This window comes from Nostoc sp. FACHB-190 (assembly GCF_014696905.1).
Lineage (GTDB): Bacteria > Cyanobacteriota > Cyanobacteriia > Cyanobacteriales > Nostocaceae > Nostoc_B.
On record NZ_JACJQW010000020.1, the window covers coordinates 59,324 to 85,785 of the forward strand.

A 26,462-nucleotide genomic window follows, 5' to 3' on the forward strand; every position below is an offset into this window, starting at 1 on the left:
ATAAAAAACTAACCGCAGAGGAATGCGGATGGACACAGATAAATTTGCACCTCAACAGATGAGGAAAGGCGATGATTGTTTATTTTTGAACTTATAAAAAAAATTTGAGGAACTTGTGAGGATAGAGAATATTCTTGTAAATTACTATTACTATAATTTGATAAATTGATGCAATTCCTCTGGTGATTTTTGGCATCAGCAGTTTTATGATGAATTTGAATCAACAATCTTTGAGGCTGTTTTATGTCTGAAGTCAATTATCAACAGCCAATTAATGCGGTGGCTACTCTTTTAGAAAAGTATGCTGAGGGACAACGGGATTTTGAGAGGGCGGAACTTGCTGATGCTGACTTACAAGGTGTTAATCTCAAAGGGTCTGACTTGAGTTACGCGGACTTAAGTACAGCTAATCTACGAGGCGCAAATCTTCGGGGAAGTGACCTCAGTTATTGTGACCTTTCCCAAGCTGACCTCACAGATGCAGACTTGCGGGGTGCTTTATTAATGTCAGCCAATCTCCGCCAAGCCAATCTTCAAGGTACAAAGCTAGACAAGGCAGACTGCGATCGCAATACCCATTTTCCCCCAAATTTCGACCCGGTTCAGGCAGGAGTTCAAATCAAATCAGAGTTTTAAGTCAATACGGTTCAGATAAGAAAACTCAATTACAACAAAACCAGCGAATGATAACTCAACAAAAAACGAAAAAATGATTTTGGAGGGGGTTTGGGGGACGCAACCGTCCCCCAATCGGGGGCGTGGGGGAGAATCCCCCAAATCTTGCTCATTGTCTGATAGGTAGAGCAGAAATTGAGAAATCAACTCTCATCACCTCAACTGAACCGTATTGAGTTATAAGTAGGTGGATATACATAGAAGACGCATTTCGACTTCTCCCCAAGGGAGACTCTACGCGAACGCTCAATGCTCGATCAGCTTACTAAAAGAGGGTTGAGCGCAGTTTACAGCACTCAGCACTCAGCACTTTACTCTAAAACTTTAATTTCACTCAGTTGATTAATCACCACATCCGCACCTTGGACATGATCTGATTTACCAATCCATGTGATCCCAATACACCCTGCGGCTTTGGCGTTTTTTGCCATAAGCATATCGCCAACCGCATCGCCAACCATGAGTGCGGTGCTTGGTTCTACTCCTACCACTTCACAAGCTTGTAAAAACAAAGTTGGATCTGGTTTACCAGGGCCATCATCCACACCAATTTGCGCTTGAAGATAATCACCCAAATTGTACCGAGTGGCAAAGGCTTGTATTTTTGCTGTAGTAGCTGCTGAGATGATCCCCAGTTTCAGTCCAGCCGCAGATAGAGACTGTAATAACTCCAAACTCCCTGGTAACAGGGGTGCGGGGGATGCTTCGAGATATTTTTCAGCTTCTTGGAAACTTTGACGGGCGATTTTGAGAGATTCAAACCATCCTCTACCAGTTTCAGCAATATAGGCGGCTGTAGCGATTTCAGTTTCACGACGACTACCTACCGCCATTAAACCAGCCAGATCGAGGGAATTACTATCAATACCGTAAGCCATTAATAAAGGTTCGCCAATTCCCGGAAATTGAGCATCGATAATTCTGGCTGCTTTTTGTCCCAGCGATCGCAAATAAACTTCTGAGTCTTCTAAAGTACCGTTTTTGTCAAAAAAAATCGCCTGAATATTATCAAAAGTAATATTTTTACATTGAATAGTTGCCAAAATTTTTCACCCCGTTTAAAAAATGTCATAAAAAAAGAGGGGATATCCCTCTTTTTTCAAAATTGAATGCAATTATCTATTAATCTTACTCTTCAATAGCTACGGGAATTTCTTCTTCAATAGCTACGGGAATTTCTTCTTCAATAGCTGCTGGAATCTCTTCTTCAGCTACAGCTTCCTCAGTCGGAGGTGCAGTGATACCTTGTTGTTTAGCTAACAGTTGCTCACGATATTTAGCTGCCATTTCTTCAGCTTTATCGTAAACCAAATCACGGTTTTTAATCATATCACCGGGTTCTGGTTCTAACTGTTTGGTAGACAGAGAAATCCGTCCTCTTTCAGCATCCAAATCAATGATCATCACTTTCACTTCATCATTGACATTGAACACACTGTGAGGTGTATCGATATGTTCGTGAGAAATTTCCGAGATGTGTAACAAGCCACTGACACCACCGATGTCGATGAAAGCACCGTAAGGCTTGATACCGCGAACTGTACCAATTACTACTTCGCCAACTTCGAGGCGGTTCATCTTACGTTCAACCAGCGCCCGACGATGAGATAAAACTAGGCGGTTACGTTCTTCGTCTACTTCTAAGAACTTCAAGGGGAGTTCTTCACCCACTAATTCTTCTTTGGGTTTGCGGGTACTAATGTGGGAACCAGGGATAAATCCACGTAATCCCTCAATCCGTACTAATGCACCACCACGGTTTGTCGCAAATACACCAGAACGAACAGTTGCATCTTCAGCTTGCAACTGACGTACACGCTCCCAAGCCCGCATATATTCAATACGGCGAATCGAAAGGGTCAACTGACCATCTTCGTTTTCATCGGTGAGGATGAAAAATTCCCGTGTTTCGTTTGATTGTAAAACTTCTTCCGGGGCATCTACCCGGTTGATAGACATTTCTTGTATGGGGATATATGCTGCTGTTTTAGCACCGATGTCAATCAGAGCGCCGCGCGGCTCTATACTGAAAACCGTTCCTGGTACAATATCTCCAGGGCTAAAGTGATAGTCGTATTTGTCAAGTAGAGCAGCGAAATCTTCGTGAGTAAATCCAATTTCTGTAGCGGTTATGTTCTGATTGACCATGCTGATTTGTTCCTGGTTCTAGTCTCCGTAAAGTTTTGTGACATAATGATAATGCCTGTGTAAGCCACTGAAGACCAGTATACGCTTACGTCCCTTATTAATCCTAGCGTAGAAAGCTAGTGTTAACACATATCAACTTCCAGATAGAAGATTATATCATATAAATAATGGCATTTGGCTATCAGCCATAAGTAGGATTTAGGCAGCAAAACTAAAAATCAAGGGTTTGAGGGTGAAGGGGTGTATGTGATCAAAACCCTGATACCCTTCTAAATATTCATTAAAATATCCGCCGTTATAGCTAACGGCGGATATTTTGTGTTGAAAGCTTGGTAATAGTAACCTACTACTCGTCTTTTTTCTCAATGCGGGGAGGTTCGCGGAAGGCGATCGCAAAAAACAGAACGCCTATGCACAAAGTAAAAATTAAAATGTATGCAACGCTTTCCATTTCAAAAGCTCCTTAAAGTTCTGAGTGCTGAGTTCCGAGTGCTAAGTTCAGGATTTTACTCAGAACTCATTACTCATTACTCAGCACTAAATAATTAGAGGGCTTCCTTACGGCGGGTTGATTTATCACCCACTTTCTGGAACAGACCCCATTCGACTTGCTCTTCTAGGTCGGCTTCTACACCAGCAAATACGTCTCGGTAGATTGTCCGAGCGCCGTGCCATAAGTGACCGAAGAAGAACAGTAAAGCGAATACTGCGTGTCCAAAGGTAAACCAACCTCTAGGACTGGTACGGAATACCCCGTCAGAGTTCAAGGTTTCGCGGTCAAATTCAAAGATTTCGCCGCCTTGAGCTTTACGAGCATATTTCTTCACATCAGCAGGATCTGTGAAGGTCTTACCGTCTAAGTCGCCACCATAGAAGCTAACGGTGACACCAGTTTGTTCAAAGCTATATTTAGATTCTGCCCGACGGAAAGGAATGTCAGCGCGGACAACACCATCGCTGTCGGTCAAAATTACGGGGAAGGTTTCAAAGAAGTTAGGTAGACGACGGACAGTCAGTTCTCTACCTTCAGCATCTGTGAATACTGCGTGACCTTGCCAAGACTGAGCAATACCATCACCCTTAACCATAGGGCCTGTACGGAACAAACCACCTTTGGCGGGGCTATTACCAACGTAATCGTAGAATGCCAGTTTTTCAGGAATTTGTGACCAAGCTTCAGACAAGCTTGAACCACCAGCAACGCTGGCTTGTACACGACGGTTAATTTCTTGACGGAAGTAGCCTTGATCCCATTGGTAACGGGTAGGGCCAAACAGTTCGATGGGGGTGGTTGCGCTACCGTACCACATGGTACCAGCCACAACGAAAGCCGAGAAGAATACCGCCGCAATACTGCTGGAAAGTACGGTTTCAATGTTACCCATCCGTAGGGCTTTGTATAACCTTTCGGGTGGTCTAACTGTGAGGTGGAATAAACCAGCAATAATACCAACTACACCTGCGGCGATGTGGTGAGCCACAATACCACCAGGGTTAAAGGGGTTAAAGCCATCTGGCCCCCATTCTGGTGCTACTGGCTGGATGCTACCTGTGACTCCATAAGCGTCAGAGATCCACATCCCAGGGCCGTAAAGTCCGGTGAGGTGGAATGCACCAAAGCCAAAGCAAAGTAAACCAGATAAGAACAGGTGAATACCAAACATTTTTGGCAAGTCTAGTGCTGGTTCACCAGTCCGAGGATCTCTAAAGAGTTCCAAATCCCAGTAAACCCAGTGCCAAACTGCGGCTAAGAATAATAAACCAGAAAGTACGATGTGAGCAGCAGCCACACCTTCAAAAGACCAAAAACCAGGGTCGGTAGCAGGGCCACCAGTGACGCTCCAGCCGCCCCAAGATTGGGTAACACCTAGACGTGCCATGAAGGGCAGCACGAACATCCCTTGTCGCCACATGGGGTTGAGAACAGGGTCGCTGGGGTCATAAATAGCGAGTTCATATAACGCCATTGAACCAGCCCAGCCTGCCACCAGGGCTGTGTGCATCAAGTGTACAGAAATCAGCCGCCCTGGATCGTTCAGAACAACTGTATGTACTCGGTACCAAGGTAGTCCCATCGACTACGCTCCTCCTCGAAGAGTTATGTTTACAAAGCAATTTATTTACTGAGTTCTTTAAATTGGCGAAGACCGCTTTTTTAAAGAATTCTCTGAGTTTTTTTATTGCCAGGGTTCTGAGTTTAACCACGGCTCAGTCTTTACAAGACAGACTGTGTGGCTTTGGCAACACTTAGACGCTGCGGTTGCTTTACCTTTTGGGGTTGCGATCGCTTGTCTTCTCCAAGAATTTTTTCATAAAATTCTCCCTTGTTCTAATAGAACTCGGCAAATACCGGGTTGGTATTCGGGTAATCGAGCGAGCTAACCTTGTTGGCAGCAGCCTTGTAGTCGTCTACGCGATCGCCATGCAAAAATGAGAATGTTTTAAAAAGTGTAACTATTGATGGAATTGTTTGCAAGCGGGTAAATCGATGCGATCGGTATTCCATCTGTGTTATCTTCTCACAAATCTCCGTCACAATTTCATTTACGTAATTCTCTAAGACTTACGCACAAAAATTCTCTCTTGAGAATGGGTGTAAGGGCTTCAGGGTGTAAGGGTGCATGATTTTAGCTCATTTATGCCACTTACACCCCTAAACCCCACTCTCAAAAGAGAATGTTTTTGGGCAATACTTTCAGTTAAATTACTGTGTCACCAAATGGATGTTTTGTAGCTGACACTTGGCTTCGGCTGTATTGAGACGTTCAATTACCTGTTCAGCACTCATTAGACGCTTAAGTACTACTTGACCGATTGTTTGAGTGGCAATTTCTGAGGTTGAGGGTTTAACTTCTATTGTTAAAACTGCTTCTTCTGTACGATAAAGCCAGAGTAATTCATTGTTTTCTACTATACAAATATTCATCCTCTGAATATCTGGTTGCCGTCGCCATGCGGTGATTTGCCACAACCCATCAGATGACCACACTCTACCAATATTCCATCCTTCCGAAAGAAAAAAATATTTCACAATCTTTAGTCTCTCTTTTTGACTTTTAATTTTAAGTTATGTACTGATAAATGCACGCACTGTGAATAAAAATATGAATTTAGACAATATTTCGAGTTTTAGTAAAACAATATTGAACACATATTCAAGATTAACTTTTATTGCTGACATCCTATTATAGATTGTCATTGCTATCCAATTTTGTAATCAATAATATATATTAATTAGTTAATTTTTTAGTTAATAAATTTGACATTGCACACCTATGTATACTATATTGATTGTTCTAAATAATAAGATAATTTATAAAAATATACTTAGTTATGAATAAACCTATAAACTCACCCTTTAGGTATCCAGGAGGAAAATTTTATGCTCGCAATTTGATTATCAAGCACATTCCTGCTCATTCTTATTATGCTGAACCTTTTGTTGGAGGTGGATCTATATTTTTTGCCAAGGAGAAAGTTACTAATAATTGGCTCAATGATATTGATGAATTATTGATAAATACATATTTCATTATTCGAGATCAACCAGAAGAATTAATCAATTTTTTAGATGGTGAGGTTGCCACAAAAGAAAGGCATAAATTCTATAAGCATGAATTTAAACCGCAAGATAAATTAGAAGCTGCATCTAGATGGTTTTATCTCAATAGAACTTCCTACTCTGGTATCATGAAGCCTCAGAATTGTTATTGGGGATATGGCGAAAAGTACAGTATGCGTCCAGAAAACTGGCCTAGGAATATCAGAAGAACTTCGGAAAAATTACAAAATGTTCAAATTACGAAGTTAGATTTTGAAGAAGTTATTACATCTGTACCTGATGGAGCTTTTTTATTTATTGATCCGCCTTATTTTAATGCAGATCAAGATAAATTTTATGTCCACTCATTTTCTAAGGATGACCATCTCAGGCTATGTAGAATATTGTATGAACATCAACATAGAATAAAATTTCTTATAACTTATGATAACAGTAATGAAATTAGAGAATTGTATAACTGGGCAGTTGAAGTACATGATAAGGAATGGAATTATACAATTAATAGAACAGATGATCAGAAAAATGGCAAGAGAAGACAAGATAATTTCAAAGGTGAACGTTACAAAGGAAAAGAAATTTTTATACTTAATTATTTTTCTCTTGAGTCTCCAGATTTAGAGAGTAAGCAGTTAATATTGAATATCTAACAAACTCTATATTAATAAAGATACTAATTCATTAGTTTGATAGCCTAGATTCTTAAAATTAGCTCCTCAAAAAAATCTTCGCATTTTTCTATTTCTATCCATTTGTTTTTCGGAGAAGGAATAATATCATAAGGCAAGTTTTGAATGTTGCCAAAATTAATAATTGGATAATTCGGGATAAATCCACAATTATGTTTGTCTGTGCATCTTTTCTTTCCGCAGATAATACCTGTTTCGAGCGAAACTACTATATCTAATGAACTAGCAAGATACACCTTTTTATAAACAAACTCTTGTAAAACTTCTTCATTAGCATTGGCAGGTGGATTGAGTCTTTTTATGAATTTTATAGCTTCTTCAGAGGGACTAAATTTATATGTTATGTTCCCTTCATCATCTTCTCCTGTCTCATAAAAAGCATTACTAATTGATGTAGCAACAACATTAAAATTAGATGTACGATATTGGTCACTATGAGCAAGGAAAGCATCATAGCTTATGTTGAGTTTATTTGCTGCTGCTTTAACTCTATCTTCACTTTTAGTAGTCCGTGAACGCATACACTTCACGGGTATTATATAATCACCTTTTTGCCCAACACCAACCTGATTCCGGTTGAGGACTTTAAAATCTCCTTTCTTTGCTAACTTACATTCAATATATATGATTTTTCCTGTTTTCCTATGTTCTAATTGTATGTCAATATCATGCGTTCCTGTTTGAGCATTAATTGTAGGCTTTGTTACCAGCCACTTTTCTGGAGCTAAAATCTGCTTTAATCTAGAATACATAGAAAATTCAAAAGCTTTACCTCGAATCATGGGTGCAACTTTTAAATCTGTAACTATTTTATATAAGTCATTAATTGATATATTTAGGGAGTAACAATATTGACGAATATCATTAATCCATGTATCTTCTTGTAGGTTCTGAGACATAAATTTAACTAATATCTTTTAATAATTCATCTATTTTCATTTCCAGAGCTTTAGATATTTTTTCGATGTTAAGAAGAGTGATATTTTTTTCACCCCTTTCAATCATTCCTATGTATGTTCTATGAAGTCCTGCTTTTTCTGCTAATTCTTCCTGGGACATTCCTCTGTATAGCCTCTGTTCTTTTACTCGTTTTCCGAATTTATCGAGTACCTCAGCTTTCATAGAATTTTGCTAAGATAACTGAACTAAAATATTAATAAACTTCTGTATAGTTAACTTCTACATACTATAGTTAGCATTTAAGAAAATTACCTCTAGTTAACATATTCAGTCAGCAAGTTTTAAGTATTTACAGCCAAAAAAATATTTTTTTAGGTTATATAAGTTACAGGTTGCAAGAATGATTACTTATGAAGAAAAGTGAATTTTTTTAATTTTGAGCCGATTTTCTATCAAAGAAGCAAAAAGAGCAATAATTAATGTTAAAAAATAAGCGTGGTAATCCTACATATAGTAAAGTGTCTAACCGCTAATTGAAAAAATTTCAAAGGTATGACTTTGTTTCCCTTTTCTATACGAAGATGGGGTCGGTTGACTCAATTCGTTTCTCTGTTCTGTCTGTGTTTATTTTTAGTCATTAGTTGTGGTACGCGACCACAAGCAAATACCACGCCATCGAGTAATACCAATACGCCTGGGGGTGATGGTCGTATTACTATTGGGACAACTGCCAAACCAAGGACATTAGATCCAGCCGATGCTTACGAGTTGGCATCTTTGGGTTTAGTGTTTAATATGAGCGATCGCCTTTATACTTACGAACCAGGTAGTACAGAAATTAAACCCCAACTGGCGACAAGTTTACCCAAAGTCAGCCAAGACGGTTTAACTTACACTATCCCACTGCGCCAAGGAGTTGTGTTTCACGATGACACACCCTTCAACGCCAAAGCAATGGAGTTTAGTATTAAGCGATTTATTGAAAATAAAGGTAAACCTTCTTTTTTATTAGCTGATACAGTAGCTTCAGTCACCGCGACAGGTGAAAATGAGCTAACAATTAAACTCAAAAAACCCTTTGCAGCATTTCCTTCTTTACTCGCATTTTCGGGAGTTTGTGCAGTTTCACCCAAAGCATATCAATTGGGTGCTGGTAAATTCCAACCCAACACATTTGTTGGGACTGGCCCTTATAAATTAGCGCAGTATGGTACAGATTCACTGCGGATGGATGTATTTGATAAATATTGGGGAGAAAAACCAGTAAATCAAGGTATTAATGTCCAAATTCAAACCAGTCCAGTTAACTTGTTTAATGCCTTTCGGACAGGTGCAGTAGATGTAGCTTATTTATCACTACAACCTGACCAAATTCGCAGTTTAGAAGAAGGTGGTAAAAAGGGAGATTGGCAAGCGATTACAGCCCAAGGTAGTGTAGTCAGTTATCTGGTATTAAATCGCAATCAAAAACCTTTAGATAAACCAGAAGTAAGACAAGCGATCGCCGCAATTATCGACCGTCAACTATTAAATGAGCGAGTTTTATACGGTCAAGCTGATCCACTTTACAGCATGATTCCGACTACTTTCAATGTCTCCCAACCATTATTTAAAGATAAATATGGTGACGGTAAATTTGATCAAGCCAAGGAATTATTAACTAAAGCTGGCTACTCTAAAGATAATCCTGTCAAAATTCCACTGTGGTATCCTTCCAGTTCACCGACTCGTAGTTTAGCAGCGCAAACCCTGAAATCACTTGCTGATACTAAAATGGAGGGTATCGTTCAATTAGAAGTCAATACAGTCGAAGGGCCGACTTTCTTTAAAGACATTTCTAAAGGTTCATATCCCGCAGCATTGCTTGATTGGTATCCTGACTTTTTAGATCCTGATAACTATGTACAACCATTCTTAGCTTGTCAAAAAGGGTCTGATGCGAAAGGTTGTGAAGATGGCGGTAGTCAAACTCAAGGTTCGTTTTACTATAGCGAAACCATGAATAAACTCATCGACCAACAACGCAAAGAACAAAATCCCGCAGCACGGGAGAAAATATTTGCTCAAATTCAAACCCAAGTACTTAATGATGTACCTTACGTTCCCCTGTGGCAAAACAAAGACTATGTATTTGCTCAAAAAGGTGTCAGTAACGTGCAGCTTGACCCTACTCAGAATTTGATTTATAAAACAATCAAAAAATAGGGAATGAAGTGTGAAGTGTGAAATACAAATTGCATTTTCGGTTATGCAAGCTTTAGCTTTTACACTTCATCTCTTCTCTTTCACCTTTTAGACTTCATAATTCACACTTACGCCTTTAACTTTCAGACTTCAGACTTCATAATTCAGACTTTATAAAAATGTCCCGTTCCAAAGCTCTACAATATTACATTGTTTCGCGGTTGCTCCTAGCACCATTACAACTTTTAACTATCATTACTATCGTATTTTTATTATTAAGAGCGACACCCGGAGACCCTGCTGATGCGATTTTGGGTGGACGAGCGCCAGAAGCAGCAAAAGAAGAATTACGCAAGCAATTAGGATTAAATTTGCCTATTTGGTTGCAGTATTTAAATTATTTAGGAAACTTACTGCGGTTTGATTTAGGAACTTCTTTAACCAGTCGCGGACAAAATGTTTGGGACATCATCGGACAGTATTTTCCGGCGACAGTGGAGTTAGCTGTATTTAGTATGGCAGTTGCTTTGATTGTTGGGATTTTGGTAGGTACGCTTTCCGCTTCTCGTCCAGGAACTTATTTTGATGTGGGAGGGCGGTTATTTGGGATTATTACTTATGCTTTACCAATGTTTTGGGCGGGAATGCTGTTACAGTTAGTTTTTTCTGTGCAATTGGGTTGGTTTCCCAACTCTAACCGTTTTCCGCCGACACTACCGCCACCATCACCAATTACTGGGTTATATACCTTTGATAGTTTGTTGAGTGGGAATTTGACGCAGTTTTTTGCTTCTTTGCACCATCTTGCCCTACCAAGTTTGACTTTGGGCATTTTGTTAAGTGGAATTTTTGAGCGTATTGTCCGGGTGAATTTAAAACAAACTCTACGTGCTGACTATGTAGAAGCAGCGAGAGCCAGAGGCATTGCAGAAAATAAAATTTTAGTCTCTCATGCTTTAAAGAATGCGCTAATTCCCGTAATTACGGTGTTAGGATTGACCTTTGCCTCGTTGTTGGGTGGTGCGATTTTAACGGAAGTAACATTTTCTTGGCCTGGGTTAGCTAATCGCTTATATCAAGCAATCAGCGATCGCGATTATCCCACAGTCCAAGGTGTCTTGGTATTCTTTGGTGCGATCGTTGTTGGGGCAAGCATTTTAATTGATATTATTAATGCTTACGTTGACCCACGCATCAGATATTAAAGTAAGGCGGCGTGAATTGTAGTTGGGAAAAGGCAGGAGGCAGGAGGGAAGAGGATTTTAGATATGTGTACACACCCCGCAGGGAAGTCAAAATTCAAAATTCATACCAATTTAAGAAAAGAATGCGACAGATAGAAATTAGGAAAGTCTTACTGGAGCTAGATTTCTTAATTGCGTTAGCGAGCCTGCGATAGCGAAGCGTTAGCGAGGAACGAGCGTCGCGTCATTGCGAATTGCGAATTGGTATTACACCGCAGCAATTAATAAAACTTGCACTTCTCCTCCTGCTGCAATTAAAGTTTGACCTACTGGTAAAACTGCTAAGGCATTGGTTTGAGCTAAGTTAATTAAATTGCCAGAATTGTGAGTACCGCCAGCTTTGTGAAATTCATAAACACCAGCAACTAAATTTAATTTTCCCCAAATATAAGTTTCGCGTTTACCATTGGCGCGTAATTCATCACGCGATCGCACCTTAATAAATTTTGCCTCCCAACCCTCAGCAAGTCCAGCTAATTTTTTAATTGCTGGTTGCACAAATCGCCAAAAAGTTACTAAAGCTGAAACAGGATTTCCTGGTAAACCAAAATAAATTGCTGAATTTTGCTGAGGAAAATTCGCCACAGTTAATGGTTTTCCTGGTGTCATTTCCACAGCCCGAATATGAATTTTCGCTCCTAAATCTTCCAAAATTTTATCAACATAATCATATTCACCAACAGAAACCCCACCAGAAGAAAGCACAATATCAGCATTCGCTATGGCGTAAGCAATGGTTTCTTGTAAAGCCACAGGATTATCTTTCACAATGCCTAATAATAAAGGCTCTGCACCACTTTCTTTAACTAAAGTCGCCAAGGCATAATGATTAGAATCGACAATTTGTCCTGGTTGTAATGGTGTATTTGGTGTGACTAATTCATCACCAGTTGAAAAAATTGCCACTTTCGGACGGCGATAAACTTTGACTTGGGGACATTGTGCTGCTGCTAATACAGCAACTTCCGGCGCTTTTAACTGAATTCCTGGGGGTAAAAGTTGATTTCCGGCTTGGTAATAAGATGCTTTGCGGCGGACAAATTCTTGCGGTTGGGGTGCGACTTGAATAAACACGCGATTTTCTTCGCGGCTTGTCCTTTCTTGCATAACTACAGTATCCGCACCGCTTGGAATTACCGCACCAGTAAAAATTCGCGCTGCTTGTCCTGGCTGAATTGTGGTTTTAGGTTGATATCCGGCGGGAATTTCTTCGACAATCTCTAAAATAGCTGGTTTTTCGGCATTAGCTTGCTGTACATCTGCATAACGGACTGCGTAACCATCCATCGCCGAATTATCCCAATGGGGAAAATCTAGCTGACTGGTGATGGGGTTTGCCAAAATGCGATCGCTTGCCACCAATAAATCTACAATTTCTATATCGTGTTCCGCATCTAACGGTTGTACCAAATTTAAAATAATTCCTTCTGCATCGCTAACTGATAACATGGTGAAAGACTCCGGTAATGCACCTAAAAAATATTCAAGCTATATCCTGAATACTTACAATTCCCTTGCTACACCATGATTGTAGTAGCCATTTATTAGATTGCTGGTCAAGGGCTGGTAAGACGCGAAAATTAAAAACATCTTGCCATACTTCAACACCATACTGAGTGACAAAAGTTTTTTCCAATTCTTTAAAAAGCGGATAATCACGGTCATCAATAGCACTTAGCATCGGAATGATGATGCTAACGGGGATTTGATTAGCGGTTGTCCCTGTAGATGTCATTCTGGCTAATCCTCAAAAATACAAATAAATGGTAGCGGCTCATTTCCAGTATTAATAATTTTAACTAACCGCTTTCCTTTACTTCTAGCCAGTGCAAAACAAGCTAATTCTGTGGCTGCTGCTGACCAGTCTCTATTATCCGTTGCTGGGTCAAACTTTTCCTCTTCTGGTTGATTTTCCTCAGTCATACTCTTTTATATTTATTAGGCGTGATTTCAGGCTTTTTCAGCAAAGCAATCACCCAGCCATCACTTTAATATTAAGAATAGAAGCATAGATTATTTTTCCATATCTAATAAAAATACCTGTTTTATATGACTATTGAAAGGATTCCGCAAAAACACTATCCCAAAGCTGAGATTTGGCGGCGCGGTCTGGCTTTGGGGTTGGATTTTTTAGGTGCTTGGTTAGTCAGTTCCCTATTTGGGAGTAGTAGCCTTGGTATTCAATTTGTCCAGATTTTAGTTTTTATCTTTTGTTGGCTGATTTTACGGGTAGTGCTGGTATTTAATAATCGAGGGCAAAGTTTAGGACGCTGGGCTTTTGACTTGAAAATCCTAGAAGTGGAAAATGGGCAAGTAGTAGGGAGAATTCCAGAGTTGCTGGCACTGGTGAAGCGAGAAGCTATAATTGGCTTTGGTGCTTTGTTGGTGTCGATCGCCCTTGGCAACCTGAGAGCAAATCCCACTGCTATACTGCTATTACTTCCTCTGGCAATAGACTGTGGTGCAGCTTTCTCCGATCCCCAGTTACGGCAAGCTTTGCATGACCGTTACGCTAGAACTTTTATAGTTTCATCGCGTCGGGGCTACTCGCTCGATATCAAAATCAAGCGTTTAGTTGATACTTTGCAACGAAATGTGCGAAGATAGTCATTTGTGTAAATTTCTCTTCAGGCTTTACTGTTTGTAAGATTATGGCTAAGAGTAAAGGTGCTCGCATTATCGTGACACTAGAATGTACCGAATGTCGTAGTAATCCAGACAAGCGTTCTCCTGGTGTGTCCCGGTATACCACCATGAAGAACCGTCGTAATACGACCAACCGCTTAGAACTCAACAAGTTCTGTACCCACTGCAACAAACATACCGTTCACAAGGAAATCAAGTAAAGATGAGTTACTATCGTCGTCGTCTGTCTCCAATTAAGCCAGGAGAGCCAATCGATTACAAGGATGTTGATTTACTGCGTAAGTTTATTACCGAACGAGGCAAAATTCTACCTCGGCGGATCACTGGGCTGACTTGTCAGCAACAGCGAGATTTAACATTAGCAATTAAACGGGCGCGGATTGTCGCATTGTTACCGTTCATCAACGCTGAAGGCTAAATCAATTTTAAGATTGGGATTTTAGATTTTGGATTAACAAGAAAAGCTTTGTCTTTCTAAGTCCAAAATCTCTAATCTGAATAATTAAAGTGTAAAATTGGTTCCTACATAAAATTTTCTGGGATTCGAGATTATTTAATCTAAAATCCGAAATCTAAAATCTAAAATTATAAGAGTGCGAGAGTTGTGGAGAAGGGGACGCTAGTTGAATTTAGGGTTCAAGGCGATCGCCGTCTGGGTGTGGTAGATCGTCCAGATGGTAAGACCCGTTGGTTTGTGGTAGATGAGCGTGGTCAATCCCACAGCCTCGCGCCAAGACAAATTACATATACAGTAAACGGACAAACCTACAAGTCCTCGGAAATTCCGAAATTTCAGGAAGAAGTCAAGCCATATTTAGACCCATCTAGCTTAGAAGTGGCTTGGGAATTATTGGTGGAAGATGGAGAAGCAGTCACCCCCTCGCAAATGGCGAATCTGCTATTTTCGGAATCAGAACCAGCCCCTTGTTATGCAGCCCATTGCTTGTTATCAGATGACAAACTCTACTTCAAGCAAAAAGGCGATGCTTATGAACCGCGTACAACCGCCCAAGTAGCCGAACGTAAACATCAAATAGAAGTAGAAACCCTCAAAGCGAAGGGACAGCAAGAATTTTTAGTGCGTGTAGAACAGGCACTCAAAGGTGAAGCAGTAGAATGGCAAAGACACGATCGCCATCGTCTAGAAGCATTAGAAAAATACGCAGCTTTAATGGCTGATATTGTGCGGGAGGGAGTAAAATATGATGCGCTATCTAGGGCGTATCCTCCTCCAGCGCCAGTCTTAGAAACGATGAATATGCTGGGGCGGCCTGGAACCCCCCAAGGAGCTTTTCAATTATTAGTAGACCTGGGTTGGTGGAGTCCCTATGAAAACTTGTTCCTGCGTCGTTCGTCAATTCCTGTTCAGTTTCCTAGCAAGGTGTTAGAAGTGGCGCAACAGCGTTTGGATTCCCCAACAACAGACTTGGATGCAAATCGCCTGGATTTGACTCATCTCAAGGTTTACACAGTTGATGATGAAAGTACCACTGAGATAGATGATGGTCTGAGTTGGGAATCACTCAGCGATGGTCAAGAAAGATTGTGGGTACATATTGCTGACCCGACGCGCTGGTTAGAACCAGAGGATGACTTAGATTTAGAAGCCAGAAAGCGGGGAAGTACGGTTTATTTGCCCACAGGGATGGTTCCCATGTTCCCAGAAATCTTGGCGACTGGGCCGATGAGTTTGGTACAGGGGAGAATTTGTTGCGCCCTGAGTTTTGGGATTATTTTAAATAGCAATGGGGCAGTAGAAGATTACAGCATTCACGCCAGTTTGATTAAACCGACTTATCGCCTCACCTATGAAGATGTCGATGAGATGCTGGAATTAGGAGTGCAAGCAGAACCAGAAATTGCTGCGATCGCAAATTGGGCAATCAAACGCAAATCTTGGCGTTACAACCAAGGAGCCATCAGTATCAACATGCCAGAGGCGATGATTAAAGTCAAAGGCGATGATATTAGTATTGATATCTTAGATGATTCCTCATCACGGCAACTGGTAGCAGAAATGATGATTCTTGCTGGTGAAGTAGCAGCGCGTTACGGCAAGACTCACAATATACCCTTACCTTTTCGCGGTCAGCCCCAGCCAGAATTACCCCCAGAAGAAGAATTAATTCAACTGCCAGCCGGATTTGTGCGTGCTTGTGCGATGCGGCGGTGTATGCCCAAGAGTGAAATGAGTATCACACCTCTCCGTCATGCAGGTTTAGGATTAGATACTTATACCCAAGCCACTTCCCCCATCCGCCGCTACAGTGATTTGCTGACACATTTTCAACTTAAAGCCCATTTACGGGGTGAAGTACTGCCATTTTCTGCCGACCAACTTAAAGAAGTGATGATGACTGTTTCTACCATCACCCAAGAAGTAACAATGGTAGAAAGACAAACTAATCGATATTGGGCGTTAGAATATCTCCGTCGTCATCCTGAGCAAGTTTGGTCAGTCACAGTTTTAATGTGGTTGCGTGAAGACAGTAACTTGGCACTGATTTTATTAGAAGATTTGGGCTTGCAGTTACCAATGGCTTTCCGACGTTCTGTAACCTTGGGTGAACAATTATTAGTGAAAGTGAGCATTGCCGACCCACAAAAAGATATGATTCAATTCCAAGAAATCATATATCAAGAAGCTCAATCTGCGGCAAATTAATTCTCCCAGTCTATAGATAAAGCTAGTAGCAACTGTCTTCGTTAAAATATAAATGACTTGATACCAGCATCCTTGCTTGCTACCGCACTAAAGATGCTGAATCTTAATTGCAACACGCTTTTTTACTGATATAGTTAAATCACTCAAATGCCTGTTCTATCTACAGTTCAAAATCTGGTTTTGATTTTTATTGTCCTAGAGTAGCAAAAGAAAGATATTCTACAAGTAAATTCTGAAATTGCTTTATTAAATATATAAATTCACTCCAGATTCAGATAGGTTTTAGATAAATGGTGACGAACTATAAAATTCAAAAAAATAATATACAAAATCAGTTTGTTGTGATGATGGCAGGATTACCTGGAGTAGGGAAAAGTCTTATTGCCAGAGAATTAGCTCAAATTTTAAAAATTCCTTTAATTGACAAGGACGATATTTTAGATGAAATTAAGCATATATCAGTATTAGATAGGTCTGAACAAGGGCGTTTAGCATACGACATATTGTTCCAAATATTAAGGCGACAACTCTCTTTAGAACTTAGTGTGATTGTTGATACCTGCTTAACTTTTGATTGGCTTCGGAAGAATTTGCTAGAACACGCATCAAAGTATAAAGCTATTCCAGTTATTGTTTTATGTGAGTGTCCTAGTGAATTGGCTAGATATAGGATTACAAATCGTATAAGAGACAATAAAGATACATACGCTGAACGTACAGAGGAAGAGCATGAAAGGATTAAAAAAATATTCGCTCCTTTAAATGAATTGACACACTTAAAATTAGATACCCGTCTAGCTCCAAGTGAGAATGCAATGAAAATAATTGAATATCTTTTGCAAACAGTAGAGTGTTCCTAAATTAAGAATGGTTGTTAGGGTATGAGTATGTATGAATAACTGAGAATTGCTATAGTTAGGAGTTATTGCAAGGCTTTTTGATGAGCAGAAAGTTCAAACCATTTTTGAATAGATTTTTTGTAACCATTTGGCATTTTCAAAAAATTGATTTCTTCAAGAGTAAAAAGACCTACATCTTTGTGTTCTGGACTATGAGTAACCTCAGAAAAAGGCTCAGGATAACAACCATACGTAATGATTAGAACAACAACCCCTTCGGAAATTTGATAAACCCAGGTATCTAAAAGATGTCCTACCTTGACGTTTAATCCCAGTTCCTCTTTAATCTCTCTTACAAAACAAATTTCGGGTTCTTCCCCAAGTTCAAGCTTACCTCCTGGTAATTCCCATTCATCTCGTTCATTTTTCAATAAAACAACTTTTGATTCCTGAAGAACTACACCTTTAACCGATACAGGAAACCTATAAGCCCGATTATCTTGAGTAAATGGTATGTTGTGTTGAATATTTGTCATTGGTATAATTTTGCAGATATTAGATTACAAGTATGCAACATGAACTGCGACTTCAGAAAAGTAGATTGGGTGGAGCGACAGTGAAACCCAACAAAATCTTAGCTGTAACGAAGGCGTGCAATAGAATTTACCTTCATTTAAATCTAATATATCGATACATAATCGAGAAAAATTGAGTTGAGCAAAATCAAATGGGTGGATATCGTCGTACAGTTTTCCTATGTATGATGATATTTGTCGTTCTATGCTATGAAATGATCTAGCGATCGCTACCCAAAACAATCTTTAACAGCACAAATAAATCTGATTGTTACACAAGAATTTAAATAGCACAAAATACACTTTTTCGTATGTAGTTATATTAACTAAGCACTTTACCTATTGTCACAAATATTACTGCGATTGATGTATCAAATTCATGGATACTAAGTATTGGTACTTAAAAATCTTTTATCATGAAGCGATCGCAAGCGTATTTTTATTTAGTCCTAATACTCACAACATTATAAGGCTATGGTGTATACACAAATATTCGTTTAGGGCATCTGTCCCGCCTCGGAATTCATTCCGAGCCTAGCAAAAGTCATCTTCAGATGACTCACCTAAAAATGTCTTATAGTCAAAGCTTTGTGGACTTTGGCTATGAGCCTGGAACTTTAGTTCAAGGCGGGATACGGTTTCATTCAGCAAATTTTCGACTTGTGTGTACACCTGTGCTTTATAAGGGGGAGTCACTGCGTTGGGCGGCTCTGCCGACTCCCTCCGTGGCGGGTTAGGGAGGGGTAAAATACTGTGCAGCTTTACATAAAATTGGTGTTAGCAGAAAGAAAAGGAATATTTTCAGCAATATAATCTGGAACAGCCACACCTTGTTGTTTTGCCCAAAATTGGCTTAAAAAATGGATTTGTCGTAAACCAACAATTAAATTTAATCCTGGGATAAATAGCCACCAAACTACTAAGGGTTCTTTTAAACCCGCTTGGCGGTACAGTTCATTCACAGTTTTATATAACTTAAACTGCACAATATAAATCCACACAATACCCAGCAGTGAAAACCAACCAAACCACCCCGGTACATCAGGATCAAAGATGCGTAAAGCTTGGGGAATTGCGACTCCAAAAACAAACGGTGCTAAACTCAGGGTTCCTGACCAACCAAAGCCGTTATAACGGCGTAATTCTTCTTGAATAATCCATTTGTACCAGCCGTAATACAGCATCCCGGTAATTACAGACAATAAAATTACTCGCCACAACGGACGGGGTTTACCTAAATCTTTTGCTGACATTGATTTACGCCTGAGATATCAAATACATTTATTAACATTTCTTAATGTAAGATATCCCAGGCGTTTTTGTCTAACTTTGTTCTTGAGGAACTTGGTTGATTTGCGCCATTAATTGTTCTTTATCACGCTTGCGTTTCTTGGCGTATAGCTGAATAGTCACCGCCATAAAAATAATCAAACCAAAAATTCCCCAAGCGGTAATATCTGTGGGTAGATTGTCCTTAAATACAGCTAATAGCACAATCACCACCAACATAACTGTAGGTGCTTCGTTTAAAGCACGTAACTGTTGACCAGTCCAACGACATTCATCATTGGCTAACTTCTTCATCAAGCGACCGCAGTAATGATGATAAGCCAATAAAATTGCGACAAATAGTAGTTTGAAGTGTAGCCAACCCTGTTTTAAAACTTCTGGTTCGGTACTCACTAAACCGATCGCCATCGCTACTGTGACCAACATTCCCGGAGTAGTGATGATGCGATAAAGGCGTAATTCCATAATTTGATACTGCTTTTTCAGTATCGTGCGTGCTGGTTCTGGTTCTTGTTCGGCTTCAACGTGGTAAATAAACAAACGCACCAGATAAAATAGGCCAGCAAACCAAACTACAATGCCAATAATATGAAATGCTTTGAACCAAGAATAAGCCATGAATTATCATCTCCATTAAGGTGGATATAACACATCGTAAGTTATCAGAAAAATCTCTACATTTGCTTACGATAGCATTAGAAACTGTGCTGAATCATCTAATGAGCTATTTATTAAACACAGGTAAATTATCTGTGTTTATCTATGGTTTCACTTTTTATAATATCGATTTTGACAAAATTTATTTCTGCCTAATTATCTACACGTCTGACGAAGGGCAATAAATCTTCTAAAATTGTCTGGTGATAATGTTCTTGGGCGTAATGTCCAACGTTATTAAGTTTTATTAATTCTGCATTGGGTACAGAATCACTAAATTTTTGTGCTATATCTACAGATAACCAAGGGTCAATCATCCCCCATTGAATTAATATTGGCTGTTCCCATTTTTGAAAGCCAGATGTAATTTCCGCCGTTGCTTGGGGGAGTTGCAAATTACGAATAGTTGATAGTAATCCTCTACCAGCCGCAGATGTTTTCAAAAAAGGTCGGCGATACACATCTAAATCTTTATCTTCGATACGATAACGACTACCACCTTCTAGGGTACGGTCAACTAATAAAGGGTCTTGAGTCATTATTTCACCTGCTAATGGTAAACCCATTTGTTTAATTTTCCAAGGTAATTTAGCATCGGTGGAAATGGGGGCATTTAAAATAGCAATGTTGGCAATTTGTTCAGGATGACGCACAGCATATTGTAAGCCAACAGAACCTAAGAAACCTTGGACAACTAAAGAAAATCTTTCGAGTTTGATGGTTTGAATAAATTTTTCTAAAGCTGTAATAAATGCGTCAGGAGTGTAGGCAAAATCGCGTTTTTCTGGCATTGATGAAAAGCCATAGCCAATCCAATCTGGTGCGATCGCTCTTGTTCCTTGACTAGCTAAAGCAGGTAGAATATTACGCCAACTGTAACTTTGCGAGACTATTCCATGCAGCAAGATCACAGGTAATAAATCACTTTGTCCAATCGGTTCTGCTTCCCGATAAAACCACTCTAAAGAATCAATTTTTACTTTATTTTCTGTTACAGCCACGCTACTTTCCTAATAAAAACTGAGAATTCAGAATTCAGTTTTTCTTCTGAATTCTGACTCCTGACTTCTGAATTCTCAAATAATCATCTCACGAATCGCATAAGCTGTTGCAGGGGCTAGTAACACACCGTTACGATAATGTCCGGTGGCGAGGAGGATATTGTTAAATCCTGCTAATTTTTCAATGATAGGTGCTGGGCGACCTTCCGGGCGGGGGCGTAATCCTGACCAAGTTCTGGTGATAGTTGCTGCGGCGAGTTCTGGACAAAAGGCGATCGCTTGTTGTCTCACATCCTCTAATAATTCATGATTAGGCGGGATTTCATCGCCATCAGTGGGAAACTCCACCGTTGCGCCTATCCAATAATCGCCACCACCTACAGGGACGATATGTACATCATTACAGGTAATCATCGGCTGAAACTCAGGATTACCGATGGAATTTGCTAAATGTACTTGTAATGCTTGTCCGAGAACGGGGCGGATATCAACTTTTTGGTTTAACTGGGCGGTTAGGAGTGTAGAACCCAGTCCAGCCGCCACTATCACCCAATCAGCATCGATTTTTCCTGCTGTTGTTTCAACTGATGTCGATGAGATATTGACAACATTCACACCAAATTGACAAGTTACGCCTTTTTTTTGGGCGGCTTCTACTAGGGCTAAGGTTAAAGCTGTGGGGTCGAGTTGACGGTCTTGAGGTGAATAAACTGCGCCAGTAATTTTGTCATTATTGACTTGGGGACATATACTCTTGAGTTTCGCCCTGTCCCAAATTTCCAAATTCCAACCTTGGGAGGCGCGAATTTTTACGAGTTTTTCCCAATTTTCAAAGTTTTCCTCTTCCCAAGACAAGTGAAGAATACCTTGACGGTTGAAGGGGATTTTCCGCCCGGTTAATGCTTCTAGTTCGGGGATTAAGGTTTCGTAGCGTTCAATACTGGTTTGTCTTAGCCGCCAAGCTTTACCCTTGATTTTTTGACTAATAGCGCCCATCAAAACCCCAAGGGCTGCACCTGTAGAAGCTTGTGCGGGTTGGTTTTGGTCAATAACGGTAATTTGCAACCCTGTTACTTGACTCAGTTCATAGGCGATCGCGGCTCCAATGACACCACAACCGATAATAATTACATGACTCATTGCTGGGATATTGAGGAGTTATGAGTTAGAACCGCAAGCGGAAGTCAAAAGTCAAAAGGTTTTTTAATTTTATACTACCCTGCGGGAACGCCAAGGGCGAACAGACTTCAAACTTCAGCCTTTTTCTTCTAACTCATAACTTATCATTCAACAATCCCTAAGAGTCCGCTTGTTTGCTACCTTCTGGTAACAGTTGTAGGAATTTGTCAACATCTGTAAAGGCAGCTTTGTAGTTACTCAAGGCAACTAAACTATTGCCATTACTAGCTGCTTGATCAACTTTAACCAAGTGGTTCAGTAAATCTTTGGTGATTTGACGGGCTGCGGTTTGGTCTTTGGGTAAAAGATGGGGAGTGATGTAAGTCATGGTCAGCCTAGCTTCTGCCATTGGGCCATGAATAAAGTTACCCACCTTAATCCACTCATTTTTTTCGATGAGGTTTTGGAGTTCTTCTGCGCGATCGCGCACAGTCTGAACTTCAGGCAGATATTCCTGAATTTGAGCAATTTGATCTGCTGTATAAGTTGGAGGTGCAGATACGACCCCAGGGCCACCACAACTAATAAGAAATGTAGCCAATAATACCAGAATGATTGAGAAAATCGAGCGTTGACGCGCCATAAACTGAACTTAACTTTTTTTAACGTTTGCCAGCTAACAGTGTAATTTTAGATCGCCAAGGTAATTTCTCGTTCTAGCAAGTAGATGATTTTGCGGAAAATTCTCAGATTTTTTTTAGACTGATCTAACGTCAGCCACTTTTCTAATTTATTTAAGTATAATTGCTCATATAGCAATAATTTCATACTTCACACTTAATCAATTGTTAAGAAAAGGCAATTTTATAGTTGCGAAATTTAAAACGTCTTGATAAGCTGAAACACTAATAAGATAAGCCTTCTGGCGGTTTTCTGTCGTCACATTCCCCTTAGCTGACTCAACTATTTAGGAGTGTTTTTTCGTGAACGCAGCTGAACAGGCAACTAACCTTGAACTCGCCAGCAAGATTGCTACGGTAGTTAATTTATTCAAACTCCAGTTCCCCGATGCGAAATCGGATTTGAAACCTTGGCAGAATGACCCAGAAACCAGAGAATTAGTTGATCCAGATTCTATAGACATTGGCTTTCACTTTCCTGGAATCAGCAAATCCTGGCGGAGTCGGAGTGTTTTGATTCAAATTCGGTTTCATCAAGATCCGATAACAAACTTACGTCGGGCAATTGGTATAGAAGTAGCAGGATTTGATCATCGTGGCGAGGCTTGGCGACTTTCGACAGTGGAAAACTGGAATTTTGTGGGCGAGTCTCTCCCTGCTGCACAAATTGGCGAACAACTCAAACAATTTTGTCGGCAGATTTTAGAACTGTTTAATGAGAACTCTGAAGTGTGAAATTTCATTCTTTAACCTTCAGACTCATAACTTTCAGCACTTACTAAACGACTCCCGCCTGAAATACTTTCCCAATGACTTCTTCTATGGGCGGTTCTTTCACTTCTAAATCGATGACTTCTAGTTCTGACAAAATCTGAGATACGGTACGAGTCAAAGCTGGTTGCTCTACCATAAAACAGACTGCTCGCCCGTCTACAGATTGCACATCCCCATAAGACTTAAGCTTTTCTCTTGATAAAGGCTGGGCTAACTCTACGTGGACTTCGCGGTATGGTGCGAAGCGTTCTAAAAGCCCATCTAAACTACCGTCATACATCAGCTTTCCTTGGTGAATTAATAATACTCGCTGACATAAAGCGGTAATATCAGCCATGTAGTGACTAGTTAATAATACGGTGGCTTGATAACGCTGATTATAGTCGCGCAGAAAGTCTCGCACTGCTACCTGAGCGTTAACATCAAGTCCCAAAGTTGGTTCATCAAGAAACAATACTTGCGGACGATGTAAAAGTGCTGCTAACAGTTCTGCTTTCATTCGTTCACCCAAAGATAGCTTGCGTACTGGTTGAGTCAGCTTTCCTTGGAGGTTTAGCATTTCTGTTAATTCTCTTAAGCGGTGAGAAAATTCTTGGTCAGAAATGTCGTAAACAGCAGCATTAATTTTTAAAGAATCTATTGCGGGTAAGTCCCAGATTAATTGCTGCTTTTGTCCCATCACCAAGGTAATTTTTTGCAAAAATGCTTCTTGGCGTAAAAACGGGATATGTCCAGCTACTCTCACTGTCCCACTACTAGGATGAATTAAACCAGTGAGCATTTTGAGTGTGGTAGTTTTTCCAGCACCATTCGGCCCTAAAAATCCTACTACTTCACCAGGGGTAATTTCAAAGGAAACATTTTCAACAGCTTGAATTGAACGGTAGGTGCGGCGGAAAAAGTGAGTAATTGTGCCAGCGAGACCTGGTTCTTTAATCGCCACCGGATAAGATTTACTTAAATTCTCAACAAAAATATGCGGCATAAAATTTATCTTAAAACCTTCCTGAGACGATTTCAGCCACAAACATAGTCCTAACTTATGCTTCAACTGCTATATATAGACCAATTATCAGCGTGCATCCGCGTTTATCTGCGGTTTTAAATATTGATCAGTATTATCCTTGAGGTTGGTAAAGCCAAGGTAAAGCAAGTTAACTAACGCAAACGCCCCGATCGCAAAATACTAATAATCAACCACAATCCTAATAAACTGGCGGCGGCAAATAACACACTACTTAAAACCGATAGTTGCGGTGTCTGGGCTTTGGTGGAAATAATTGCTGCTCCCATAATCAGTGAACCTACTAGAATACTGAATGAGAGGCGATTGGCTGCATCATCCATTGTGCGCCGTACACCATCTAAACCATGCAAAGATAGATTCCAACGTAATGTTTCTGATGTTACACGGTCGAGTAAAAGTTCAACTTGTCGGGGTGATTGTAATGATAAACTTTTGAGGTCAAGGGCAGTACGCAAAAGCGATCGCACTGGATTTTCCCCGACTAATTGCCGACGAAACAAATCCGTAATTAAGGGCTTCACCTCATCAAACAAATTAATCTCAGGATTAAATGCCCTAGCCACACCTTCTAAATTAGCTAGGGTTTTAGCATACAAGCCCATATTGCTGGGCAATCTAATTTTATTGTTGCGGGCGACTTGCAAAATTTCATAAATCACTTGACTAAAATTCATCTCCGTCAAGCTGACATTATGATATCTCCGCAACATGCGATCGTAATCACTTTCCAGCCGCGCCACAATTACAGGCTGTGCCGAATCGGATAGTTGCAAAGTTAACTGAGCGCATCTTCCTGCATCTAAATCCACGATCGCCAACAACATTTCTGTTAAAATCTGCTGGGTACGGGGATCAAGTCTGCCTACCATCCCACAATCTAAAATTGCTATCCGACCATCTTGCAGATAAAATAAATTTCCGGGATGGGGATCAGCATGAAAAAAGCCATCCAGGTATAACTGCTGAAAAAATGCTCTAAATAGTAAAGTCGTTATATCTTTACGTTGAGTGGCAATATCTTTACCATTATTACCACTGGTCAACTTTGCTGATAGTAAAGGTACACCATCCAACCACTCCATCACTAACAATTTCTCTGATGTCAGATGCCAGTGAATTTCCGCCACGACAATTTGTTGCGGGTCAAACCAACGACCTTTCGCTAAATTCCGGCGTAATTGATCTGTAAAACCTGCTTCTCTTGTGAAGTCTAACTCTGCTTCTAAAGCCTTGGTAAATTCTTCTGCAATTGATTTAATTTCATAAGTTTGCCCAAAATCAGTACGCGCCACTAAATCAGCGATCCCCTGAATTAAAGCAATATCTTGGGCAATAGTCGTATCAATTCCAGGACGTTGGACTTTTAAGGCGACTTCCCGACCATCAGCCAGTGTAGCGCGATGAGTTTGGGCAATTGATCCCGCCGCAACTGGTACGGGATTAATCTTGGGAAAAACTTCTTCTAGGGGAAGTTTTAACTGTTTGCGGATGACTACTTCTATTTCTGACCAGGGAACAGGCGGTACTTCGTCTTGCAGTGTTGACAGTTCCTCAATGTAAGCAGCACTGAGTAAATCGGGACGAGTCGATAATAACTGACCAAGCTTGATATAAACAGGCCCCAAACTTACCAAAATATTTTTCAATACTGCTGGGGTAGGTAGCTGGGGTTCATCAGCTTTGCCACCAGTTAGTAGCCTTCGCATATAATCCCAGCCATTCCGAAGCACCACTTCAATAATTTCTCGTTGACGAGGAACAGTTTGAGTTAGGAACATGATGGTAAACAA

The 26,462-nt window shown here is 40.2% G+C and carries 30 protein-coding genes; 11 read left to right on the plus strand and 19 right to left on the minus strand.

The annotated features are described in order from the left end of the window. Positions 1-243: 243 nt before the first annotated feature. Positions 244-636, plus strand: coding sequence for an Alr5209 family pentapeptide repeat protein (locus tag H6G28_RS20770; RefSeq protein ID WP_190673712.1), 393 nt, complete (start codon positions 244-246; stop codon positions 634-636). A 350-nt stretch (positions 637-986) separates the two neighbouring features. Here the strand turns inward: H6G28_RS20770 and H6G28_RS20775 are convergent, their stop codons facing one another. The 5 genes from H6G28_RS20775 to H6G28_RS20795 all read right to left on the minus strand — a co-directional run bounded on the left by H6G28_RS20775 (position 987) and on the right by H6G28_RS20795 (position 5,854). Next, positions 987-1,718: an HAD family hydrolase gene (locus tag H6G28_RS20775; protein WP_190673714.1), complete on the minus strand. Its 732-nt coding sequence runs from the start codon at positions 1,716-1,718 to the stop codon at positions 987-989. 85 nt (positions 1,719-1,803) lie between these two features. Continuing rightward, positions 1,804-2,823 carry a 30S ribosomal protein S1 gene (locus tag H6G28_RS20780; protein WP_190587853.1) on the minus strand — a complete coding sequence of 340 codons (1,020 nt, stop codon included), beginning with the start codon at positions 2,821-2,823 and terminating at the stop codon, positions 1,804-1,806. A 346-nt stretch (positions 2,824-3,169) separates the two neighbouring features. Continuing rightward, positions 3,170-3,274: a photosystem II reaction center protein T gene (locus H6G28_RS20785; RefSeq protein WP_015115729.1), complete on the minus strand. Its 105-nt coding sequence runs from the start codon at positions 3,272-3,274 to the stop codon at positions 3,170-3,172. A 94-nt stretch (positions 3,275-3,368) separates the two neighbouring features. Then, positions 3,369-4,898 carry a photosystem II chlorophyll-binding protein CP47 gene (psbB, locus tag H6G28_RS20790; protein ID WP_190587854.1) on the minus strand — a complete coding sequence of 510 codons (1,530 nt, stop codon included), beginning with the start codon at positions 4,896-4,898 and terminating at the stop codon, positions 3,369-3,371. Positions 4,899-5,527: 629 nt separating this feature from the next. Further along, complete coding sequence (locus H6G28_RS20795) at positions 5,528-5,854, minus strand: hypothetical protein (RefSeq protein ID WP_190587856.1); 327 nt, start codon at positions 5,852-5,854, stop codon at positions 5,528-5,530. Positions 5,855-6,156: 302 nt separating this feature from the next. Between H6G28_RS20795 and H6G28_RS20800 the strand changes: the two genes are divergently transcribed. Then, a complete protein-coding gene (locus H6G28_RS20800; RefSeq protein ID WP_190673716.1) occupies positions 6,157-7,032 on the plus strand; it encodes a DNA adenine methylase in 876 nt (291 codons plus the stop codon). Between the two features lie 44 nt (positions 7,033-7,076). On the opposite strand, the gene H6G28_RS20805 is transcribed toward H6G28_RS20800, so the two are convergent. Both H6G28_RS20805 and H6G28_RS20810 read right to left on the minus strand, forming a co-directional pair. Beyond that, complete coding sequence (locus H6G28_RS20805; protein WP_190673718.1) at positions 7,077-7,970, minus strand: hypothetical protein; 894 nt, start codon at positions 7,968-7,970, stop codon at positions 7,077-7,079. Positions 7,971-7,974: 4 nt separating this feature from the next. Next, positions 7,975-8,193 (minus strand): helix-turn-helix domain-containing protein, encoded by a 219-nt coding sequence (locus H6G28_RS20810; protein ID WP_190673721.1) that lies wholly within the window; start codon positions 8,191-8,193, stop codon positions 7,975-7,977. A 330-nt stretch (positions 8,194-8,523) separates the two neighbouring features. Between H6G28_RS20810 and H6G28_RS20815 the strand changes: the two genes are divergently transcribed. Both H6G28_RS20815 and H6G28_RS20820 read left to right on the plus strand, forming a co-directional pair. Further along, a complete protein-coding gene (locus H6G28_RS20815; RefSeq protein WP_190673724.1) occupies positions 8,524-10,176 on the plus strand; it encodes an ABC transporter substrate-binding protein in 1,653 nt (550 codons plus the stop codon). A 158-nt stretch (positions 10,177-10,334) separates the two neighbouring features. Next, on the plus strand, positions 10,335-11,360 hold the full coding sequence (locus H6G28_RS20820; protein WP_190673726.1) for an ABC transporter permease: 1,026 nt from the start codon (positions 10,335-10,337) through the stop codon (positions 11,358-11,360). Between the two features lie 246 nt (positions 11,361-11,606). Here H6G28_RS20820 and H6G28_RS20825 read toward each other — a convergent pair whose 3' ends face one another. Genes H6G28_RS20825 through H6G28_RS20835 form a run of 3 tightly spaced genes read right to left on the minus strand, consistent with a single transcriptional unit; the run spans position 11,607 to position 13,322 of the window. Next, positions 11,607-12,848 (minus strand): molybdopterin molybdotransferase MoeA, encoded by a 1,242-nt coding sequence (locus tag H6G28_RS20825; protein WP_190673728.1) that lies wholly within the window; start codon positions 12,846-12,848, stop codon positions 11,607-11,609. A 34-nt stretch (positions 12,849-12,882) separates the two neighbouring features. Next, positions 12,883-13,134, minus strand: a complete 252-nt coding sequence (locus H6G28_RS20830; RefSeq protein WP_190587860.1) for a hypothetical protein — start codon at positions 13,132-13,134, stop codon at positions 12,883-12,885. Positions 13,135-13,139: 5 nt separating this feature from the next. Continuing rightward, a complete protein-coding gene (locus H6G28_RS20835; RefSeq protein ID WP_190673731.1) occupies positions 13,140-13,322 on the minus strand; it encodes a hypothetical protein in 183 nt (60 codons plus the stop codon). Between the two features lie 126 nt (positions 13,323-13,448). Here H6G28_RS20835 and H6G28_RS20840 point away from each other — a divergent pair, with 126 nt between their 5' ends. From H6G28_RS20840 to H6G28_RS20860, 5 genes are all read left to right on the plus strand, one after another. Further along, positions 13,449-14,006 carry an RDD family protein gene (locus tag H6G28_RS20840; RefSeq protein ID WP_190673734.1) on the plus strand — a complete coding sequence of 186 codons (558 nt, stop codon included), beginning with the start codon at positions 13,449-13,451 and terminating at the stop codon, positions 14,004-14,006. A gap of 44 nt (positions 14,007-14,050) precedes the next feature. Beyond that, complete coding sequence (rpmG, locus tag H6G28_RS20845; RefSeq protein WP_190587863.1) at positions 14,051-14,245, plus strand: 50S ribosomal protein L33; 195 nt, start codon at positions 14,051-14,053, stop codon at positions 14,243-14,245. 2 nt (positions 14,246-14,247) lie between these two features. Then, complete coding sequence (rpsR, locus tag H6G28_RS20850) at positions 14,248-14,463, plus strand: 30S ribosomal protein S18 (RefSeq protein ID WP_062296148.1); 216 nt, start codon at positions 14,248-14,250, stop codon at positions 14,461-14,463. Between the two features lie 186 nt (positions 14,464-14,649). Beyond that, on the plus strand, positions 14,650-16,710 hold the full coding sequence (locus H6G28_RS20855) for a ribonuclease catalytic domain-containing protein (protein WP_190587864.1): 2,061 nt from the start codon (positions 14,650-14,652) through the stop codon (positions 16,708-16,710). Positions 16,711-17,000: 290 nt separating this feature from the next. Then, a complete protein-coding gene (locus H6G28_RS20860) occupies positions 17,001-17,570 on the plus strand; it encodes a P-loop nucleotide/nucleoside kinase family protein (protein WP_190673736.1) in 570 nt (189 codons plus the stop codon). A 62-nt stretch (positions 17,571-17,632) separates the two neighbouring features. On the opposite strand, the gene H6G28_RS20865 is transcribed toward H6G28_RS20860, so the two are convergent. Next, positions 17,633-18,085 carry an NUDIX hydrolase gene (locus H6G28_RS20865; RefSeq protein ID WP_190673738.1) on the minus strand — a complete coding sequence of 151 codons (453 nt, stop codon included), beginning with the start codon at positions 18,083-18,085 and terminating at the stop codon, positions 17,633-17,635. Positions 18,086-18,678: 593 nt separating this feature from the next. Between H6G28_RS20865 and H6G28_RS20870 the strand changes: the two genes are divergently transcribed. After that, positions 18,679-18,861 (plus strand): hypothetical protein, encoded by a 183-nt coding sequence (locus H6G28_RS20870; RefSeq protein WP_190673741.1) that lies wholly within the window; start codon positions 18,679-18,681, stop codon positions 18,859-18,861. A 24-nt stretch (positions 18,862-18,885) separates the two neighbouring features. Here the strand turns inward: H6G28_RS20870 and H6G28_RS20875 are convergent, their stop codons facing one another. From H6G28_RS20875 to H6G28_RS20900, 6 genes are all read right to left on the minus strand, one after another. Then, entirely contained in the window at positions 18,886-19,377 is a 492-nt protein-coding gene (locus tag H6G28_RS20875; protein ID WP_190673742.1) for a hypothetical protein, read from the minus strand. 70 nt (positions 19,378-19,447) lie between these two features. Further along, positions 19,448-20,032 carry a protoporphyrinogen oxidase HemJ gene (gene hemJ / locus H6G28_RS20880; RefSeq protein WP_062294743.1) on the minus strand — a complete coding sequence of 195 codons (585 nt, stop codon included), beginning with the start codon at positions 20,030-20,032 and terminating at the stop codon, positions 19,448-19,450. A 191-nt stretch (positions 20,033-20,223) separates the two neighbouring features. Next, positions 20,224-21,072 (minus strand): alpha/beta fold hydrolase, encoded by an 849-nt coding sequence (locus tag H6G28_RS20885; protein ID WP_190673745.1) that lies wholly within the window; start codon positions 21,070-21,072, stop codon positions 20,224-20,226. A 75-nt stretch (positions 21,073-21,147) separates the two neighbouring features. Beyond that, complete coding sequence (locus H6G28_RS20890) at positions 21,148-22,212, minus strand: NAD(P)/FAD-dependent oxidoreductase (protein WP_190673747.1); 1,065 nt, start codon at positions 22,210-22,212, stop codon at positions 21,148-21,150. 157 nt (positions 22,213-22,369) lie between these two features. After that, entirely contained in the window at positions 22,370-22,834 is a 465-nt protein-coding gene (gene psbQ, locus H6G28_RS20895; RefSeq protein WP_190587868.1) for a photosystem II protein PsbQ, read from the minus strand. Positions 22,835-22,881: 47 nt separating this feature from the next. Further along, on the minus strand, positions 22,882-23,019 hold the full coding sequence (locus H6G28_RS20900) for a hypothetical protein (protein ID WP_190587869.1): 138 nt from the start codon (positions 23,017-23,019) through the stop codon (positions 22,882-22,884). 155 nt (positions 23,020-23,174) lie between these two features. Here H6G28_RS20900 and H6G28_RS20905 point away from each other — a divergent pair, with 155 nt between their 5' ends. Continuing rightward, positions 23,175-23,606, plus strand: coding sequence for a Tery_1686 family protein (locus H6G28_RS20905; protein WP_190673750.1), 432 nt, complete (start codon positions 23,175-23,177; stop codon positions 23,604-23,606). A gap of 43 nt (positions 23,607-23,649) precedes the next feature. On the opposite strand, the gene H6G28_RS20910 is transcribed toward H6G28_RS20905, so the two are convergent. Together H6G28_RS20910 and H6G28_RS20915 are read right to left on the minus strand one after the other, a co-directional pair. After that, positions 23,650-24,630: an ABC transporter ATP-binding protein gene (locus H6G28_RS20910; protein ID WP_190673753.1), complete on the minus strand. Its 981-nt coding sequence runs from the start codon at positions 24,628-24,630 to the stop codon at positions 23,650-23,652. Positions 24,631-24,803: 173 nt separating this feature from the next. Further along, a complete protein-coding gene (locus H6G28_RS20915) occupies positions 24,804-26,450 on the minus strand; it encodes an ABC1 kinase family protein (protein ID WP_190587872.1) in 1,647 nt (548 codons plus the stop codon). Between the last annotated feature and the right edge of the window lie 12 nt (positions 26,451-26,462).